This is a genomic window from Sphingomonas sp. Ant20 (assembly GCF_000783375.1).
Taxonomy (GTDB): domain Bacteria; phylum Pseudomonadota; class Alphaproteobacteria; order Sphingomonadales; family Sphingomonadaceae; genus Sphingomonas; species Sphingomonas aerolata.
Genome location: NZ_JRVI01000028.1, coordinates 13,432 through 32,063 on the forward strand (window position 1 = coordinate 13,432; position 18,632 = coordinate 32,063).

Genomic DNA, 18,632 nt, shown 5'->3' on the forward strand with positions numbered 1-18,632 from the left:
CTGATCGAGAAAGCGTCGTATACACCCTCACGCGATCAGCCGGTCGATCATGGATTTGGTTACGAGCACCACGCCGCTGTCGGTGCGGCGGAAACGCTGCGCGTCGAGTTCGGCATCCTCGCCGACGACGAGGCCGTCGGGGATGACGACGCCGCGATCGACCACGACTTTCGACAGGCGCGCACCACGGCCGATCTCGCAATGTGGCAGGATCACCGCCTGGTCGAGCATCGAATAGCTGTGCGCGCGCGTGCCCGTGAAGATCAGGCTGCGGTGGATCGACGAGCCCGAGATGATGCAGTCGCCCGAAACCAGGCTCGACACCGCTTCGCCGCGGCGTCCGTCATCGGCATGGACGAACTTGGCGGGCGGGGTGACCTCCGAATAGGTCCAGAGCGGCCAGCTGCGGTCGTAGAGGTCGAGCTTGGGCACCACGTCGGTGAGGTCGATATTGGCCTCCCAATAGGCGTCGACCGTGCGACGTCGCGCCAATAGGCCTCGACCTCGCTGCCCGAGCGGACGCAGCTGTCGGAGAAGCGATGTGCGACCGCCTTGCCGTGCTTGACGAGGTAGGGGATGATGTCCTTGCCGAAATCGCGTGCGGATCCCGGCGTCTCCGCATCGCGGCGCAGTTCGTCGAACAGCAGTTTGGTGTGGAAGACGTAGATCCCCATCGACGCCAGCGCGATGTCCGGGTTGCCCGGGATCGCGGGCGGATCGGCCGGCTTCTCGACGAACGCGGTGACATTGTCATGCTCGTCGACCGCCATCACGCCGAAGCCGACCGCCTCCATCCGCGGCACTTCGAGGCAGGCGATCGTGACGTCCGCACCGGTCTCGCAATGCTGTTGCAGGATCAGCTCGTAATCCATCTTGTAGATGTGATCGCCGGCCAGGATGACCATGTATTCGGGCGCGTGGCTCTCGATGATGTCGATATTCTGGTAGACCGCGTCGGCGGTGCCCTCATACCATTGGAACTCGCTGATCCGCTGCGACGCGGGCAGGATGTCGAAGCTCTCATTGCGTTCGGAGCGCAGGAAGTTCCAGCCGCTCTGAAGATGGCGGATCAGCGAATGCGCCTTGTACTGAGTCGCGACGCCGATCCGGCGAATGCCCGAGTTGATCGCATTCGACAGCGCGAAATCGATGATCCGCGCCTTGCCGCCGAAATACACCGCGGGTTTTGCGCGGGTATCGGTCAGTTCCATCAACCGACTGCCGCGACCACCGGCCAGCACATACGCCATTGCGTCGCGCGCCAGTGGCTGTCCCCGCCGTTCAACCATGTCCGTCTCTCCCTAATCGTCCGCCGTATAACGCCCCGTTACCCGCGGCTTGTTCCGTCTCAGCCCTCAAACTCGAGCATGATCGTCGCGAGCGGGGGCAAGGTGACCCACGCCGCGCCGTCCTCCGCGACCACGCCGCCGAGATTGCCGAGCCCGCTGCCCCAATATTCATGCGCGTCGCTGTTGATGATCTCGCACCAGCGACCGTCGAGTGGCAGGGGGATGCGGTAGGGCGCGCGTGCGATCGGCGTCATGTTGGCGATGACGGCGACGGGCTTCGCGCCAGGTGCCTTGCGCAGCCAGGCGAAGACCGAATTGGCGGCGTCGTCGGCGATCAGCCATTCGAAACCCTCGGCCTCGCAATCGCGCGCATGGAGCGCGGGCTTGTCGCGATAGACTATGTTGAGGTCGCGGACGAGGCTGCGGATGCCCTCATGGCTGCGGCTGTTGCGCAGGCACCAGTCGAGCGCGCGGCCTTCGGACCATTCGCGGCGCTGCGCAAACTCCTGCCCCATGAAGAGCAGCTTCTTGCCCGGATAGCCCCACATGAACGCGTAATAGGCGCGCAGATTGGCGAATTGCTGCCAGTCGTCGCCGGGCATCTTGGTCAGCAGCGAGCCCTTGCCGTGGACGACCTCGTCATGGCTGAGCGGCAGGACGAAATTCTCGCTGAACGCATAGACCAGGCCGAAATTGATCTCGCCGTGATGATGCTTCCGGTGCAGCGGATCACGCGCCATGTACTGGAGGGTGTCGTGCATGAAGCCCATGTTCCACTTGAACCCGAAGCCCAGGCCACCGCTCTTGCCGTCGTCGCCGACGGGAGCGGAGACGCCCGGCCAGGAGGTCGATTCTTCGGCGATCGTGAAGGTGCCGGGATGCTGCCCGTACACCGCGCGGTTCATGTCGCGCAGGAACGCGACCGCTTCCCAGTTCTCGCGCCCGCCGGTGTCGTTGGGGATCCATTCGCCCGCCTCGCGCGAATAATCGCGGTACAGCATCGACGCGACCGCATCCACGCGAAGCCCGTCGATATGATAGCGCTCGGCCCAGAACAGCGCGTTGTTGACGAGGAAGGACGACACCTCGCGCCGCCCGAAATTGTAGATCGCGGTGTTCCAGTCGGGGTGGAAGCCGAGCCGCGGGTCTTCATGTTCGTAGAGCGCGGTACCGTCGAAATGCGCGAGCCCGAACGCGTCGGTCGGGAAGTGCGCAGGCACCCAGTCGAGCAGCACGCCGATCCCCGCCAGATGCGCACCGTCGACGAACCGCGCGAACCCCTCGACATCGCCGAACCGCGCGGACGGCGCATAGAGCCCCGTGGTCTGATAGCCCCAGCTGGGATCATAGGGGTGTTCGCTGATCGGCATGAACTCGATGTGCGTGAAGCCCATCTCGACCACATACGGGATCAGCCGGTCGGCGAGCGCATCCCAGGTCAGGAACCAGCCCTCGGCATCGCGGTCCCACGATCCGGCATGCACCTCGTAGATGCTGATCGGCACGCGGCGCGGATCGACCGAGGCCCAGTGTTTGCGGTGGCTCGTATCCGCCCATTCGTGCGCGAGCGTGCGGGTGATCGACGCGGTCGCGGGACGCAGTTCGCTGGCAAAGGCGAAGGGATCGGCCTTCAGCGGCTGGAGCCGGCCATCGGGACCGACGATCTCGTATTTATAGGCGCGATATTCGGCGATGTCGGGGATGAAGATCTCCCAGACGCCGACGTCGCCGCGCCTGCGCATCGCGTGGCGGCGGCCATCCCAGTCGTTGAAGTCGCCGACCACCGAGACGCGCTGCGCATTGGGGGCCCAGAGCGCGAAATGCACGCCCGGCGCGCCTTCGTGCTCGATCAGGTGCGCGCCCAACTTGTCATGGAGGCGGTGGTGATTGCCCTCCGCCATCAGCAGGTCGTCGATCGGGCCGAGCACCGGGCCGAAGCTGTACGGGTCGGTCACCCACCAGTCCGTGCCGCCGCCCTCGGCGTGATATTTCACCGGCTGCGGATCGCCGTCGATCGGCCCTTCGAACAGGCCGCGATCGTCGATCCGGGGGAGCGTGCCGAGCGTCTTGCCGTCGAGCGCATGCGCCTCAGCGGTCGTCGCACCCGGCAGCCACGCGCGCGCGAACGTGCCGCCGGGGCCGGCATGCACGCCGAGCAGCGAGAAGGGATCGTGGTGACGCCCCTCCAGCAGGGCAACGATGGCGCCTTCGGGTGGCTTCACATTACCGTCCAGATATCGCGGGCATATTCACGGATCGTCCGGTCCGACGAGAACCAGCCCACGCGCGCGACGTTGCGCACGGTCGAGGCGACCCACGCGTCGCGATCGTTCCAGCGCGTGTCGACGCTGCGCTGCGCGGTGGCATAGCTGTCGAAATCAGCGGCGAGCATGAACCAGTCGCCCTCGTACAGCCCGCCCATCAGCCCAGCGTAGCGCTGACGATCATCGGGCGAGAACACGCCCGAGGCGATCGCCGAGACCGCCTGGCAGAGCTCGTTCGACCCGTCGATCACGCTGCGCGGATCATAGCCCGATGCGCGCTTCGCTTCGACCTCGTCCGCGGTCATCCCGAAGATGAAGATGTTGTCGTCGCCGACCCGGTCCTTGATCTCGATATTCGCGCCGTCGAGCGTGCCGATCGTCAGCGCGCCGTTCATTGCGAACTTCATGTTGCCGGTGCCCGACGCCTCGAGACCCGCGGTCGAGATCTGTTCGCTGAGATCGGCGGCGGGGATGATCTGCTCCGCGAGCGACACATTATAGTTGGGCAGGAACGCGACCTTGAGCAGTCCGCCCACCGACGGATCAGAATTGATCCGCCGCGCGACGTCGTTCGCCAGTTTGATGACGAGTTTCGCATTGTGATAGCTCGATGCCGCCTTACCCGCGAACAGCTTCACGCGGGGCGTCCAGTCGCGTTCGGGATGGCTGCGGATCTGGTCGTACAGCGCGACCGTCTCGATGATGTTGAGCAGCTGACGCTTGTATTCGTGAATGCGCTTGATCTGCACGTCGAACAGCGCGTCGGGGTCTATGCGCAGCCCCAAGCTGTCCTTGATATGATTTGCCAGTGCCACCTTGTTCGAACGCTTCACCGCCCAAAACCGCTCCCTGAACGCGGGATCGTCGGCAAAAACATCGAGATCGATCAGCCGTTCGGCATCATCGAGGAAGCCGTCGCCGATCGCGTCGCGGATCAGCGTGGTGAGGCCCGGGTTGCACTGTTGAAGCCAGCGGCGTGGGGTGATCCCGTTGGTCTTGTTGTTGATCCGTGTCGGATAGAGGCGGTGAAGATCCGCGAAGACCGTCTTCTTCATCAGCTGCGTATGCAGCGCCGCGACGCCGTTGACGCTGTGCGATCCGGCAAAGGCGAGATTGGCCATTCGCACGCGCCGCTCGCCACCCTCGTCGATCAGGCTGATCGCGGCGATCGCGCGGTCGTCTATCCCTGTGACCCCGCGTGCCTCGCGCAGCAGCCTTGCGTTGATCGCGTAGACGATCTGCATGTGGCGCGGCAGCAGGCGCTCGAACAGCGGCAGCGGCCAGCTCTCCAGCGCCTCGGGCAGCAGCGTGTGGTTGGTGTAGCCGAAGGTCGCGCGCGTGATCTTCCACGCCTCGTCGAACGCAAATTCGTGATGGTCGATCAGCAGCCGCATCAGCTCGGCGACCGACACCGCCGGGTGCGTGTCGTTCAGCTGAATCGCAGCCTTGTCGGGCAGCGTGCGGATGTCGCCGAAATACTGGATGTGGCGACGGACGATGTCCTGGATCGAAGCGGACGAGAAGAAATACTCCTGCCGCAGCCGCAGCTCCTGCCCCGCGGCGGTCGAGTCGTTGGGATAGAGCACGCGCGTGAGTGTCTCGGCGCGGAGCTGGTCCGCGAGCGCACCGGAAAAGTCGCCCGCGTTGAACCGGTCGAGCTTGATCGGATCGAACGCGCGCGCGGTCCACAGCCGCAGCGTGTTGACGTGTTCGCCGCGCCAGCCGACGACGGGGGTGTCGACCGCCATCGCCTCGACCGCCTCGGCGGGACTCCAGTGAACCTGGCCGCTGTCGGTCGCGATCACCTCGCCGCCGAAGCCGATGAAATAGGCGCTCTCGCGGCGTTCGAACTCCCAGGGATTGCCGTGCGCGAGCCAGCTTTCGGGCATCTCGACCTGCCAGCCATCGTCGATCCGCTGGCGGAACATGCCGTTCACATAGCGGATGCCATAGCCGTAAGCGGGCAGCGCGAGGCTCGCCATGCTTTCCATGAAGCACGCCGCCAGCCGCCCGAGCCCGCCATTGCCGAGTGCCGCGTCGGGCTCGATCTCCTCGAGCGCGGCAAGGTCGACGCCGTGCAGCGCGAGCGCCCGCGATACCTCGCCGCTGCGTTGCAGGTTCGTCACCGCATCGCGCAAGAGCCGGCCGATCAGGAATTCGAGGCTGAGATAATAGACCCGCTTGGCACCCGCCGCATGCGCCGCCTTGGTCGACGCCATCCAGCGTTCGACGATGTCGTTGCGCACGGTGAGGATCGTTGCCGCGAGCCAGTCTTGCGGAAGCGCGGCCTGCGCATCCTTGCCGATCCGGTGGACGAGCGTGTCGAGGATCGAATCGGCCAGCGTCTGGACGGAGCGCTGCAGGGCGGGGTTTGCGGTCACGCGAATTCCGGATCTCGTTGTCGTCACCGGTGATCCTAGCCGCGCGGACACCTTTGTCACGCGGACTTGCGAGGTCGCGGGACGCGATCGGCCAGTTAGCCGTACATCCCCTGATCCATGTCAGTTTATCTCAGAGCATGCCGATCAGCAGCGTCGCGTTGAGGCCGATAATGACCGCGGCGATGACCCAGGCGAGCGTTTTCAGCCAGACCGGGCTGACCAGGGATCCCATGATTCGCGCGTCCCCGGTGAACTTGACGAGCGGCACGACCGCAAAGGGGAGCTGCAGGCTCAGCACGACCTGGCTCAGCACCAGCAGCCGGGTCGCGCCCGCATCGCCCGCGGCGCCGACCACGAACACCGCGGGGATAATCGCGAGCAGCCGCGTCACCAGCCGGCGTAACCAAACGGGCATGCGCAGGTCGAGGAAGCCCTCCATCACGATCTGGCCGGCGAGCGTGCCCGTCACCGTCGAATTCTGGCCCGAGGCGAGCAGCGCGACTGCGAACACGACGCTCGCAGCCCCCATGCCGAGCATCGGCGCGAGCAGCGCATGCGCCTGGTCGATATCGGCGACGTCGGTGCGCCCGGCGACGTGGAAGGTCGCAGCCGCGAGGATCAGGATCGCGGCGTGATGAAGAAGGCGAGGCCGAGCGCGATCGTGCCGTCGATCGTCGCCATCGTCACCGCGTCGCGCTTGCCCGCCTCGGTCGCCGCGAACGCGCGCGTCTGGACGATCGACGAGTGGAGATAGAGGTTGTGCGGCATCACCGTCGCGCCGAGGATGCCGATCGCGATGTAGAGCATCGCCGGATTGGTGACGATCTCGGTCGTCGGCACCAGCCCGCCGAGGACGCCTGCCATGTCGGGCCGTGCAAGGAACAGCTCGAAGATGAAGCAGCCGGCTATGATCACCAGCAGCGCGACGATGAACGCCTCGAGCTTGCGGAAGCCGAAGCGTTGCAGCGCGAGGATCAGGAACACGTCGAGCGCTGTCAGCACGACACCCCAGACCAGCGGCAGCCCGAACAGCAGTTTGAGCGCGATCGCGGTGCCGAGCACTTCGGCCAGATCGCAGGCGATGATCGCGATCTCGCACAGGAACCAGAGCACGACCGAAACGCGCTTCGAATAATGCGCGCGGCAGGCCTGGGCGAGGTCGAGCCCGGCGACGATGCCGAGCCGTGCGGACAAGGCCTGGAGGACCATCGCCATCAGGTTGGACAGCAATACGACCGACAGGAGGGTGTAGCCAAACGCCGAGCCGCCGGCGATGTCGGTCGCCCAGTTGCCTGGATCCATATAGCCGACCGCGACGAGATAGCCCGGCCCGACGAACGCGAACAGCCGCCGCCAGAACGGCGCGCCTTCGGGGATCGCGACGGTGCGATAGCTGTCGGACAGCGAATGGGCGAGGGCGGAGCTGGGCGGCGGCATCGCGGGTGCTTTGCCGGATGGGAGCGGAGGGGACAAGCAGTTCGGGTGGCAGGCGGATATCGGGCGGGCGGCGCATGGCTCTTTGTTCCCGTCTCCTGACTTTCGTCAGGATGACGGGAGGGGCGAGTGGGGTCTCGCGGGCATGGCCTCGCTTGAGCGGCCGCGCTCAGATCACCTTCATGTCAGCCTGGTAATGGTGCCAGAGGAAGATCGCCGCCGCGCCGCGGTGCGGGCGCCAGGCTTCGGCGAGTTCGCGAGTCATCTTCTCGCTCGGGCGGGCGTCGTGGCCGAGGATGCGGCCGATCTCGATCTGGACCGCGAGGTCGCCCGCGGGCCAGATGTCGGTGCGGCCCTCGGCGAACAGCAGGTAGATCTCCGCCGACCAGCGGCCGATTCCCTTGACCCGGACCAGCGCGGCGATCGCCTCCTCGTCGTCGGCGGGCAGGTTCGTCAGGTCGAGGCGGCCGCTCGTCACCTCGTCGGCGAGGCTGCGGGCATAGCCGAGTTTCTGCCGCGACAGCCCCGCGCTGCGCAGCGTCTCGTCGCTGGCGGCGGCGATGTTGGCGGGGTCCGCGGCACCGCCGACGAGCGCGTCGAGCTTGTTCCAGACCGATTGCGCGGAGGCGACGCTGACCTGCTGGCCGAGGATCGTGCGAAGCAAGGTCGCGAAGCCGCGCTCGCTGATCCGCGGGGCAGGGTGGCCCTTGTTCGCGACCGCCACCGCGAAGGCGGGTTCGATCGCACACAGCGCGGTCATGGCAGCCTGCAACTGGTCGGCGTTCAGGCCCATGACGCGAACCTTGCAGCTTGATCGGGGCGGCGGCGCGCGGCATGGACCGCGCACGGTTTTTCGGAGGACAGCATGCCCAAGCTTATCGTCGTGACGCGGGACGGGGAAGAACGCGAGCTCATGGGCGAAACGGGTCTTTCGGTCATGGAAGTGATCCGCGACGCCGGGATCGACGAGATCCTCGCTTTGTGCGGCGGCTGCTGCTCCTGCGCCACCTGCCACGTCCATGTCGACCCGGAATTTGCGGCCAAACTCAAGCCGATGAGCGAGGACGAGAACGACCTGCTCGATTCGACCAGCGACCGCGACGACTATTCGCGACTGTCGTGCCAGATCGACATGACCGACGCGCTCGACGGGCTGAAGGTCCGGATCGCCGCCGAGGATTGATCTGGTCCCTTGGGACGGGCGGTTTGGGGGCGGGGGTTTCCGATCCCCACCGCCCCTCACCCTTCCCACCGCTGCGCGGCGGGCCCTTTCCCTCTCCCCCGGGGAGAGGGGGAGATAGTTAGCGCGTCGTCACCGCGTAGAGTGCGATCGCCGCGGCGTTCGAGACGTTGAGGCTCTCGACCTTTTCCGAGATGGGGAGCTTGGCGAGTTCGTCGCAGTGATCCTCGGTGTTCTTGCGCATGCCTTCGCCCTCGGCACCGAGCACGATCGCGACGCGCTGCGTGCCCATCGCCTCGGACACGTCTGCGTCGCATGGCCCGTGAGGCCGATCCGCCAGAACCCGGCTTCGGCGATTTCCTCGAGCGCGCGGGCGAGATTGACCACGCGGATCCACGGCACCGTCTCGAGCGCACCCGACGCGGCACGGGCGATCGTGCCCGATTCGGGCGGCGCGTTGCGGTCGGGGGTGACGATGCCGAGCGCATCGAACGCCGCCGCCGAGCGCAGGATCGCGCCGACATTGTGCGGATCGGTCACGCCGTCGAGGATGACGAGCGGACGGTTGTCGTCCTTGCCATGCTCGAGCAGGTCGGCGAGCCACATGTCTTCGAGCGGCTCGACCTCGATCACCACGCCCTGATGCGGGGCGTCGCCCGGCACCAGCCGCGCGAGATCGGTGGCCTCGGCGAAGGTCACCGGCACGGCCGCGGGCAGATCGAACCCGGCCAGCGCCTCGCGCGTGCCCATGATCTTGCGCACCGTGCGTTCGGGATTGGCGAGCGCTGCGCCCACCGCATGCTTGCCCCAGAAGCGCGGACGCCCCGCGGGGGCCTTGCTCGGCCGATGGCCCTTGCGTGCTGCCATCAGAGCGCTCCCGTCATCATATCAGTCATCGTCATCGCTATATCCATAAGGGTCGGTCACCACCGGCTTGGTCGGCAGTGGCGTGCGTGGCAGCGCCTTGTCCGCATTCGCCGCGCTGAGCAACACCGATGCGAGCACGATCGACGCCTGGCGCATGTCCTCGGCCTTCAGGTGATCGAAGGTGTCGGCCGACGTATGATGGATCCGGCTGCCATAATCGAGCGGATCCTGGATGAACTGGAACCCCGGCACGCCGACCTGTTGCAGGAAGACGTGATCGGTGCCGCCGGTCGGCCGCAGGACGACGTTCGATGCGCCCATCGACGCGAACGGGCTGAGCCAGTCGCGAAAGATCGGCACGACCGCGGGGTTGGTCTCGGCATAGAGCCCGCGCAATTTGCCCGAGCCATTGTCGATGTTGAAATAGGCGGCGAGGTCGGCATGACCCGGCAGCGGGGTGATCGGCCATTCTGCGAAAAGCCGTAATAGCTCTGCATCCCGGTCTGCGGCGGGTCGTTGGGGCTGCCGCGTGTCGCCAGATGGCGGGTGACATAGGCCATCGAACCGAGAATGCCCTGCTCCTCGCCCGACCAGAGCGCGAACCGGATCGTCCGCTTCGGGCGGACGCCGGTTGCGGCCAGGATCCGTGCGGCCTCCATGATCATCGCCGAGCCCGCCGCATTGTCGGCCGCGCCGTCCGCGGCGACCCAGCTGTCGAGATGCGCGCCCGCCATGACATAGCCGGCCTTCGGATCGGTCCCGGGAATGTCGGCGATGATGTTGTACGCCTGCGCATCGCTGTCGTCGAAGCGGACGTCGCTGACGATCTCGAGCGTCGGGGCGGGGCCCGCCTTGGCGAGCCGCGCGAGGCGTCGATAATCCTCCGCGGCGATCTGCACGCCCGGCAGCGCAGGCGTGTCGCCGACACCGAACAGATAGCCTTCGCCGCTGACCAGCTTGCCGTCGTGATAGGCCATCGTCGCGGTCGCGACCGCGCCTTCGCTTTTCAGGAACGCATCGAGTTTCTTCGAGAAATCGAGCCGCTTCATCCGGCGGTCGGCGGCATCGGGGTCGTAATTCGGCTGCTGAAACCGGTCGAGCCTCGCGATATCCTCGCCGCTCAGCCGCTTGAAGGCGGGCTCGGCAGGTTCGTCACCGGTGCCGGGCCGCGTGAGCATCACGATCTTGCCGCTGAGCTTGCCGCGCCATTTCGCGAAGTCGCGCTCGCGCGCCATCGGTGCGACGATCACGGCCGCGCTCAGCGCGGTGCCGTTCGTGCCGGGAGTCCAGGCAATGGGAATCGCGGTCAGCTGCACCACCCGCGGGGTCGTCATCCGCACGCTCGACCGTTCGATCGACCAGCCTCGACCGAATGCGAACCCTTCCTTGTGGACATTCGTGAGGCCCCAGTCGGCGAAGCGGCGCTGCGTCCATGCCTCGGCCGTGCGCATCGACGGCGAATTGGTGAGCCGCGGGCCGATCACGTCGGTCAGATGCTGGACGGTCACCATGACCTGGCTGTGGTTGGTCCCTTCGTCGATGATGCGGTTGACCATGGGTTGATCAGGCTTTGCGGTGCCGCCACGCTCCTTGGCGGCCGCGGGGCTGAGCGCGATGATCGTTACGGTTGCGGCGAAAATGGCAAGTCGGCACGGACGCGATTGGTGCATGAAGGTCCCCCTGGGCAATTTTTTTATGCATGAAAGGCTATGCGGGGGCGGAAGTTGGCGCAACCCGCGTTGACAGCACCGACAAGCTTCGCCATTGAGCCGCCTCGCTCGAAAGAGTGGCCCCTTTGGACAGGTGGCCGAGTGGTTAAAGGCAGCAGACTGTAAATCTGCCCGGGTTTCCCGTACGCTGGTTCGAATCCAGCCCTGTCCACCAAAGCTTTGCGGTATCACCGCCCAAGCTTTGGTCCTTCGCCGGTAGCAAGGCCAGGCGCGAACCTTACAACCTTCAGATCTGTGCCGGGATGTCGTGCGGACATCGTGCGCGAAAAACGCGTCCCGCGACGGCATTCGGCGCGCTTCAAACAGGGATGCCTAACCGCAGAATTGCGGTTAATGTAGGTCTATGTCTGCCAGCCGCATTGATCTCCTGACCGAAGCGCAAAGGGCCTGTCTTCGACTGGTCCTGACGCATCACAATTCGAAGGAGATCGCAGCGCTGCTCGGCGTGTCGCCGTCGGCGATCGACAAGCGGATCGAACGCGCGGTTCAGGTGCTGGGCGCGGGGTCGCGGTTCGAGGCTGCGCGGCTGTTGCAACGGCACGAAACCGCCGGGGATTTCGATGTGCCCGCAGAGCCCCGCGTCATGCCCTCCGCCACGCCCGCGCCCCGCGCCGCGAACGACAGGACGGAGGACGGGACGTCGCCAATGCCGTCGTCGGACCTGCTGGTCGCGACGTATGATCGGCTCCCATCCGAACCAATCGACGTAGCGCGCGCGCCGTCGCATCCGCCACAGGTCGGCCAGGACGATCCATGGGGGCTCGTCCGCCGCTTCATAGGGATGACGCCCAGAGGCGGACCGGAGGGAGCGGCGCGGAACCGCCTGTCCAAGGGGGACAGGCTGATCCGGCTGGTCGGGCTCATGGCGTTGCTGGCGATCACCACGGTGGCGCTGGTGACGATGACGATGACCATGACGAGCCTGTTCAGGCAGGTTCGCGGCAGCGCCGCCTCTCCCCGGGTCGAGCATTCGTCGCGCTGGGGTGGGAAATTCGACATGTTGAAGGAACGTCGTCAGGCAACCGACAGGGTCACCGCAGACTTTCTGAAGGCGGAGGCGGCGGTCGACCAGGCCGCGTCGCTCGCCGCATCGTGCGTCGCGACCTTGTTGCAGCAGCGTGCGGCGGCAAAACTGCCGGTCGCGACCGGGATCGCCGCGCTGCAACTCGTCGCGGATGCATCGTCCGATCTGATCAAGGCCCGCCAGCGCTTCGTCGACGCGCACCATGCGCTGGTCGCGGTACGCAGCGAAATCGGCCTCGGTGCCTTCTATGCCTATGGTGACGAGGGCGAGTGTCCGCCCAACGAAGGGGCTCTGCGCGACGATGCGTTGCTGCACCTCGTCGTTGCCGCCTGACGACGCGGCCGGTGGATCGCTTGACCCGATAACGTGGACCGCGTCTGGATCTTCAACGCGCTGCAACTGGCGGCGACCGGCTATGCATTCTGGCGTGGCGGTGCCCCCGAGCGGCTGACCGGGCTTGCCCTGCTGCTCGCGGCACTGGCCACGCGGATGTTTCACCAGCTTGGCGCAGGCGAGTTCGTCGACGTCGAGATCGGCATCATGACCGTCGACATCGTCCTGCTCGGCGTGATGATCGCCATCACGCTGCACGCCGATCGGTTCTGGCCGGCCTGGGTCACCGCGCTCCATGCACTGGGAACCGGGGCGCATCTGGCCCGGGCGATCAACCCCGACGTGATCCGGCTCGCTTATGCGGTCCTGTCGGTCATGTGGAGCTACCCCATCGTCCTGCTGCTCGCCGTCGGAACGATGCGGCATGCCAGACGGGTCCGGTCGCGAGGCTGGGATCTCGACTGGAGCCGCCAGGACCCGACCCTTCCTTAGCCCTGCATCTGAGGCTTTAAATGTCTTATGCCATTCCTTTCATGCGACTCTTGAACGGCGCACGGCCCGGGCCGGCTCTTGCACCCGCCGCCGTCGATCCCGCCCGCCTGGTGAGCGCTGCCAAGCATCTGTACGAACTGCGTCGCCAGCGCGACGCGGCATTCGGCGCGGACCTGTTCTCCGAACCCGCCTGGGACATGCTGCTCGACCTGTTCATCTCGCATCACGAGGGGCGTCAGCTCAGCGTGTCCGCGGTGTGCATCGGCGCGCGGGCGCCCTCGGCGACGGCGCTGCGCTACCTTGCGATCCTGCAGGAGGCGGGTCTCGTCCTGCGGACCCGCGACAAAAATGACGGTCGACGATCGCATATTCAGCTGTCGGTCGTCGGGCGTCAGCGGATGAGCGATCTGCTCGCGGGTCTGGTGGATTGCTGATCCGCAAGCTGGCCGGGTGACCGGTCGAGCTTGGCGGACGGACGAACAAGATCCCTGCGGCCGGCGCCGACCGGGCGTCTTCGCGGCTGCTGCCGCGCGGCTCGATACGCCGCGCATGGCGGGCCCCGATCCGGCCATCCGCCATCCAAAGCTTGAAAAATTGCGCCTGCGATGGCATGTAAGTCTCGGATACCCGTCAATTTTACTGGTTTGCGGGCCTCCCAATAAATTCCGGCAAATGGGCGAGGACTTTGAGCAACGGTTGTGCTCGGTCGATCGCTTCTGTGCGTCTTTCGGCCGATCCTGCGCAGCCCATCCATCATCCGGCGATGCGCCCTTAGCCGTCTCCGCCCCTCGGGGGCCGGGATCGGGGGGCGGGCAGGCGGTAACGAAAAAGGCATCATAGTGCGAATTGGATCGAACGACGACACGCGGACCGCCGAGCAGTCAGGCGAAGCTCCAGCGGCCGGCACGGGCGTAACGCGCCGCAATCTTCTAGGCTCGGCGATCGTTGCGGGCGTCGCAGGGTCCTCCGCCATGGTTCCCCTGTCGCCGGCGCAGGCCGCGACGACGGAACGTTCGGTCGACGTGCTGCTGATCGGCGGCGGCATCATGAGCGCGACGCTCGCCGTGCTGCTGCGCCAGCTCGAGCCGAGCTGGACGATCGAGCTGGTCGAACGTCTCGACAAGGTCGCCGAGGAGAGCTCGGGCGGCTGGAACAACGCGGGCACCGGCCATTCGGCGCTGTGCGAACTCAACTACACGCCGGTCAACGCGGCCGACGGCCGTGTCGAGATCGCCAAGGCGGTCGAGATCAACGAGCAGTTCCAGGTCACGCGCCAGTTTCTCAGCCACCAGGTCAAGGCCGGCATGCTCGGCGCACCGCGGACGTTCATCAACTCGACCCCGCACATGAACCTCGTCTGGGGCGACGCCAATGTCGCCTTCCTTCGCAAGCGCTGGGAAGCGCTGGGCGCCAGTCCGCTCTTCTCCGGCATGGAGTTCTCGACCGACCGCGCCCAGATCGCCAAATGGGTGCCGCTGATGATGCAGGGCCGCGATCCGGCGCTGCCGCTTGCGGCGACCCGCTCGCCGCTCGGCACGGATTGCGACTGGGGTGCGGTGACGCGGCAATATATCGCCGCGCTCGACAAGCAGGCGAACTTCACGCTGACGACGGGGCATGAGGTCCGTTCGCTCGAGCGCAATGCCAAGGGCGGCTGGGAAGTCACCGCGCGCGACATGAAGACCGACGACAAGCAGGTCATCAATGCGCGCTTCGTCTTTGCCGGCGCGGGTGGCGGCGCACTGCCGATCCTGCAGAAGTCGGGCATCCCCGAGGCGGACGACTATGCCGGCTTTCCGGTCGGCGGATCCTTCCTGGTCGCGGACAAGCCGGAGATCACGCACCGCCATCTCGCCAAGGTTTACGGCAAGGCCGCGGTCGGCTCACCGCCCATGTCGGTGCCGCATCTCGACACCCGCTATCTCGACGGCAAGCAGGCGCTGCTGTTCGGACCGTTCGCGACCTTCTCGACCAAGTTCCTGAAGCAGGGGTCCTATTTCGATCTGCCTGCATCGGTGACGATCGACAATTTCCGGCCGATGGTCGCGGTCGGCTGGGACGATTTCGCGCTGGTCGAATATCTCGCAGGGCAGCTGATCATGTCGGATGCCGACCGGATGGAGGCGTTGCGCGAATATTTCCCCGGCGCCAAGGACGGCGACTGGCGCCTGTGGCAGGCGGGCCAGCGCGTGCAGATCATCAAGCGTGATCCTGAAAAGGGCGGCGTGCTGAAGCTGGGCACCGAGATCGTCGCGTCGAAGGACGGCTCGATCGCGGCGCTGCTCGGCGCGTCGCGGGTGCGTCGACCGCGCCGTCGATCATGCTCGACCTGCTCAAGAAGGTGTTTCCGAACCGGCTGTCGACCGCCGGCTGGCAGGCCAAGATCCGCGAGATCGTCCCGAGCTACGGCATCAAGCTCAATGAGCATCCCGAACTGCTCGCCGATCACTGGGGCAATACCGCCGATACGCTGCAACTCGCCATCGCCTCGCCGGCGGTCCATGTCGCGACCAAGCCCCGCCCCGCCGCGATGCGCGTCAAGGCGGACCGCAGCCCCGACCTCGCCCTCTGACAGCTGTCCTCGACCGCGCCCTCCCCCGGCATTGCCGGGGAGGGGTAAGCTATGGCACGCACGCGGGCCCTGCTGGCGGGAAATGCCCCATATCCGATCCGCCCCGCTAACGAAGATCGGCCACCTTGCGGTCATGCGTGAGCGAACATCAGAACGCCAGAATAGTAAAGCCGTCGAAATCATGTCGACCTGGGACGGTCTTGGTCAAAAACACGATAGACTTGTCTGTCGATGCCCCCGACAGTTCTCCCGATATTTGTGTTTTGCCCCGCCTAATCGGGATAAGCGCTGGGGGAATGTATATGCAGCCTGTCCGGGCCGCCGAACACTCGAAACGTCGCTTTGTCGCATTAGATGGGTTGAGGGGGGTCGCGGCGCTGATGGTCGTGGCATATCATATCGGCATCTTCCTGAAGTTTCCGAGCGGAATGACGGTCCATGGCAATATCGCGGTGGACTTTTTCCTGTGTCTTAGCGGTTTCGTCCTCGCCTTCGCGCATGAGCGGCGGTTGCGCGAGGGCGGCGGTGAGTTCGCTCGCTTTCTGATGTCACGGGTGGTTCGGCTCTGGCCGAGCGTGCTCGCCGGATCGGTGGCGGCCTTGCTCGTGGCGCTCGGCATGGCGGGCGGCCCGGGGGCGTCATCCGCCTATCGGGCGTTTGCCCTGTCCCTCATCGTCCTGCCGCGGCTCGAGGGGCAGAATCTGGTCTGGTTCAACGGCGTCTACTGGTCGCTTTTTGCAGAGATCCTCGTCAATCTGCTTTGGGCGGTATCCGTCAAGGCCCTCGGCAATCGCGGGCTGATCACGATCGCCTTCGTCCTTTCGGTCGCGATCACCTGGGTCGCCATCGACCATAATAGCGTCCATTTCTTTTATCAGTCGGTCGATATGATCGTGCCAACGACGGTCAGGGCCTTGGCGTCCTTCTGCATGGGGGTGGTCGCATACCGGATCTACGAGGCGCGTCGCGTGAAGGCGGATGTTGCGCCCGTGATCCTGATCGCCGCACTCCTCTTTCCGATGATCGTGCCCGGCGTCTCCTGGTTTGGCATCCCGCTGTCGCTCTTCTACATCCTGTGCGCCAACCCGATGATCGTATTGCTCGGCGCACTTGGGCAACGAGAGCAGTCGCGCGTGCTGACATGGCTGGGGAATGTCTCCTTCCCACTATATGCCACGCATCTGCCGGTCGTCATGCTGCTCTCTCGATTGATGGCGGGCCAGCCGCTCGCCGAGCGACTGATCGCAGCGGTCGGTATCGTGGGGGCTGCGCTGATCGTGGCGGAGATCGTCCGCCGTTTCGTCGAAAAGCCGGCGCTCGCCTTTCTGGGCGCGCGCCTGCTCCTCCCGCGTCGCGCCGTTTCGGTCGGCTAGCGCGATGCGACGAGCGGCGCCGGCCGATGCTCGGCCTCGGCACCCAGAAAGGCCCTCCACGCATCGACGAAGGTCGGCATTGAGAACGCGTCGAGACGCGCCTCGAGATCGACCCGCCGTGCCGCGATCTGGTCCGGGCGGAGTTCGGCGAGCTGTGTCATTCCCGCGGCGATGGCCTCGACGGAGTGCGGATCGACCGCGATCGCACTTGGTCCCGCGACCTCTTCGAGGACGCTGTTGGCGCTGATCAGCGGCACCAGTCCGTTGCGCATCGCTTCCGCGACGGGGACGCCGAATCCTTCGAGAAGGCTCACCAGCACGAACCCCCGCGCATGCGCATAGAGCCAGCGCAACTGCTCGTCCGAGACATAGGGCAGGAGGATGACGCCGGGGGTTTGCTCCGCCTCGGCGATGACGGCCTCGGATCCCGGTTCGCGGCTGCCGCAGATGACATAGTGATAGCCCGCATCGGCAAGGCCCGCGCGTGCGAATGCGCGGATGCTGGCCAGCTGGTTCTTGCGGCGCCCGATGCTCCCCACGGTCAGCAGAAACAGGCCTTCAACGCCGTCCACGGCGTGTTGCGCGCCACCCGCCACGCCCGTGCGGATCGGTGGATAGATCACGGTGGCGGGGGACCCGGTGCCATAGAGGCGCTGAAATGCCGCCTTGGATGCCTGGCTGACAAAGGCCATGCGGGGCTGGCGTTCGGCGATGCGTGCATAGACCCGCTCGTAGAGCGCGGTGACGGACGGGGCGAAGAGTTCGGGATGCGTCAGGGGGCCGAGATCGTGGCACAGCACGGCATCATGCGACGTGACGTGCCAGCCCAGCACGGTCATCGGATCGAGATGAAGGACCGCGCGTCGGCTCCGCTGTCGCGGCAGCAGCCTGGGATACCGGGCTCTGAGGCGATCTTCTTCGGCCCATAATCGACCGATGACTTTGCGGGACAAGGCATTGACGCCGACCCTTTCGGGAAGTCTCCATATCTTCACGCTGCGAAATACATCCGGCAGCGTGTCGATGATATCCCTGCCGATAAAATACTTTCCGGTTCGATTGTGAAGCGAAAGGGTGAAGTCGACGTCCCATCGTTGAAAAGACTTGCTCATAGTATTTCATCCCGAAATCATCGGTAATATGCGCCATAGAGCTACCAGAAATCAGCAAACGGGTCATGTCGAAATCGGAATGGGGAGCCCGACTTCTAATAATCAGAAAATGCGGCGGGGCGGGTGTTGTAAGGCAGAGAGTTCGCCATGCCGGCTATCGCCGCTTATAACAGCGCATCTCACGGCATAGTCAGGCAATGATCGGGTCACGCCCATCGTGACTGGTCGGCGCTATTGGAAACGATGGAGCGGGTAACGGGAATCGAACCCGTGTATTCAGCTTGGAAGGCTGCTGTACTACCATTGTACTATACCCGCGAAGCCGGCGTTGCCGCGGCCTGCGCCCCCGCTCTGACCGTCGCGAAGGCGAGACGGGCGGCAGAAGGTGTAGGGTCGCGATAGCGCGGGTCGTGGGGTGGTGCAAGCCGGGGCAGGATGGTTCATGGTTTGCTGACGAAAATCGGCTACCCCTGGCGCCATGTCCGACGCGCCTGTGCTTCCCGAGACGACGAGCCTGACCCTGCAGCGTCGCCGCGCCGCGGATCCGCGCCCCGCGTCCGCCGTCAGTCACGGCGCCGGCT

Annotated in this window: 11 protein-coding genes, 2 tRNA genes and 4 pseudogenes; 7 read left to right on the forward strand and 10 right to left on the reverse strand. The window is 65.6% G+C overall.

From position 1 onward, the window contains the following. Window positions 1-27: 27 nt before the first annotated feature. The 6 genes and pseudogenes from glgC to NI18_RS05825 all read right to left on the reverse strand — a co-directional run bounded on the left by glgC (window position 28) and on the right by NI18_RS05825 (window position 8,161). A pseudogene (gene glgC / locus NI18_RS05805) lies at window positions 28-1,289 on the reverse strand (glucose-1-phosphate adenylyltransferase). Window positions 1,290-1,348: 59 nt separating this feature from the next. Next, window positions 1,349-3,511, reverse strand: a complete 2,163-nt coding sequence (gene glgB / locus NI18_RS05810) for a 1,4-alpha-glucan branching protein GlgB (protein ID WP_037528711.1) — start codon at window positions 3,509-3,511, stop codon at window positions 1,349-1,351. Beyond that, window positions 3,508-5,934 carry a glycogen/starch/alpha-glucan phosphorylase gene (locus tag NI18_RS05815; protein ID WP_198526946.1) on the reverse strand — a complete coding sequence of 809 codons (2,427 nt, stop codon included), beginning with the start codon at window positions 5,932-5,934 and terminating at the stop codon, window positions 3,508-3,510. The genes glgB and NI18_RS05815 overlap by 4 nt, the downstream gene beginning before the upstream one ends. A gap of 130 nt (window positions 5,935-6,064) precedes the next feature. Then, complete coding sequence (locus NI18_RS27830; RefSeq protein ID WP_347574806.1) at window positions 6,065-6,559, reverse strand: divalent metal cation transporter; 495 nt, start codon at window positions 6,557-6,559, stop codon at window positions 6,065-6,067. Further along, a complete protein-coding gene (locus tag NI18_RS27835) occupies window positions 6,553-7,371 on the reverse strand; it encodes an Nramp family divalent metal transporter (RefSeq protein ID WP_347574805.1) in 819 nt (272 codons plus the stop codon). Before NI18_RS27835 ends, NI18_RS27830 begins: the two co-directional genes overlap by 7 nt. Before the next feature lie 166 nt (window positions 7,372-7,537). Continuing rightward, window positions 7,538-8,161 carry a DNA-3-methyladenine glycosylase gene (locus tag NI18_RS05825; RefSeq protein WP_031440548.1) on the reverse strand — a complete coding sequence of 208 codons (624 nt, stop codon included), beginning with the start codon at window positions 8,159-8,161 and terminating at the stop codon, window positions 7,538-7,540. A 72-nt stretch (window positions 8,162-8,233) separates the two neighbouring features. On the opposite strand from NI18_RS05825, the gene NI18_RS05830 reads away from it, so the two are divergent. Next, complete coding sequence (locus NI18_RS05830) at window positions 8,234-8,551, forward strand: 2Fe-2S iron-sulfur cluster-binding protein (RefSeq protein ID WP_031396278.1); 318 nt, start codon at window positions 8,234-8,236, stop codon at window positions 8,549-8,551. A gap of 118 nt (window positions 8,552-8,669) precedes the next feature. On the opposite strand, the pseudogene rlmB reads toward NI18_RS05830, so the two are convergent. Both rlmB and NI18_RS05840 read right to left on the reverse strand, forming a co-directional pair. Further along, window positions 8,670-9,415: pseudogene (gene rlmB, locus NI18_RS05835) on the reverse strand (23S rRNA (guanosine(2251)-2'-O)-methyltransferase RlmB). Window positions 9,416-9,436: 21 nt separating this feature from the next. After that, window positions 9,437-11,085, reverse strand: a pseudogene (locus NI18_RS05840) (M20/M25/M40 family metallo-hydrolase). 127 nt (window positions 11,086-11,212) lie between these two features. Between NI18_RS05840 and NI18_RS05845 the strand changes: the two are divergent. The 6 genes and pseudogenes from NI18_RS05845 (at window position 11,213) to NI18_RS05870 (ending at window position 16,939) form a co-directional block, all read left to right on the forward strand. After that, window positions 11,213-11,299, forward strand: a tRNA-Tyr gene (locus tag NI18_RS05845). Between the two features lie 189 nt (window positions 11,300-11,488). Beyond that, entirely contained in the window at window positions 11,489-12,502 is a 1,014-nt protein-coding gene (locus tag NI18_RS22090; RefSeq protein ID WP_052149008.1) for a helix-turn-helix transcriptional regulator, read from the forward strand. 33 nt (window positions 12,503-12,535) lie between these two features. Further along, a complete protein-coding gene (locus NI18_RS05855; protein ID WP_042467030.1) occupies window positions 12,536-12,994 on the forward strand; it encodes a hypothetical protein in 459 nt (152 codons plus the stop codon). 110 nt (window positions 12,995-13,104) lie between these two features. After that, a complete protein-coding gene (locus NI18_RS05860; RefSeq protein ID WP_128082091.1) occupies window positions 13,105-13,428 on the forward strand; it encodes a transcriptional regulator in 324 nt (107 codons plus the stop codon). A gap of 537 nt (window positions 13,429-13,965) precedes the next feature. Beyond that, a pseudogene (gene mqo, locus NI18_RS05865) lies at window positions 13,966-15,566 on the forward strand (malate dehydrogenase (quinone)). A 380-nt stretch (window positions 15,567-15,946) separates the two neighbouring features. After that, window positions 15,947-16,939, forward strand: coding sequence for an acyltransferase (locus NI18_RS05870; protein ID WP_031440542.1), 993 nt, complete (start codon window positions 15,947-15,949; stop codon window positions 16,937-16,939). On the opposite strand, the gene NI18_RS22095 is transcribed toward NI18_RS05870, so the two are convergent. Both NI18_RS22095 and NI18_RS05880 read right to left on the reverse strand, forming a co-directional pair. Further along, window positions 16,936-17,778, reverse strand: coding sequence for a glycosyltransferase family 1 protein (locus NI18_RS22095; RefSeq protein WP_157840491.1), 843 nt, complete (start codon window positions 17,776-17,778; stop codon window positions 16,936-16,938). The genes NI18_RS05870 and NI18_RS22095 overlap by 4 nt on opposite strands. A 517-nt stretch (window positions 17,779-18,295) precedes the next feature. Then, a tRNA-Gly gene (locus NI18_RS05880) sits at window positions 18,296-18,369 on the reverse strand. Window positions 18,370-18,632: the final 263 nt, after the last annotated feature.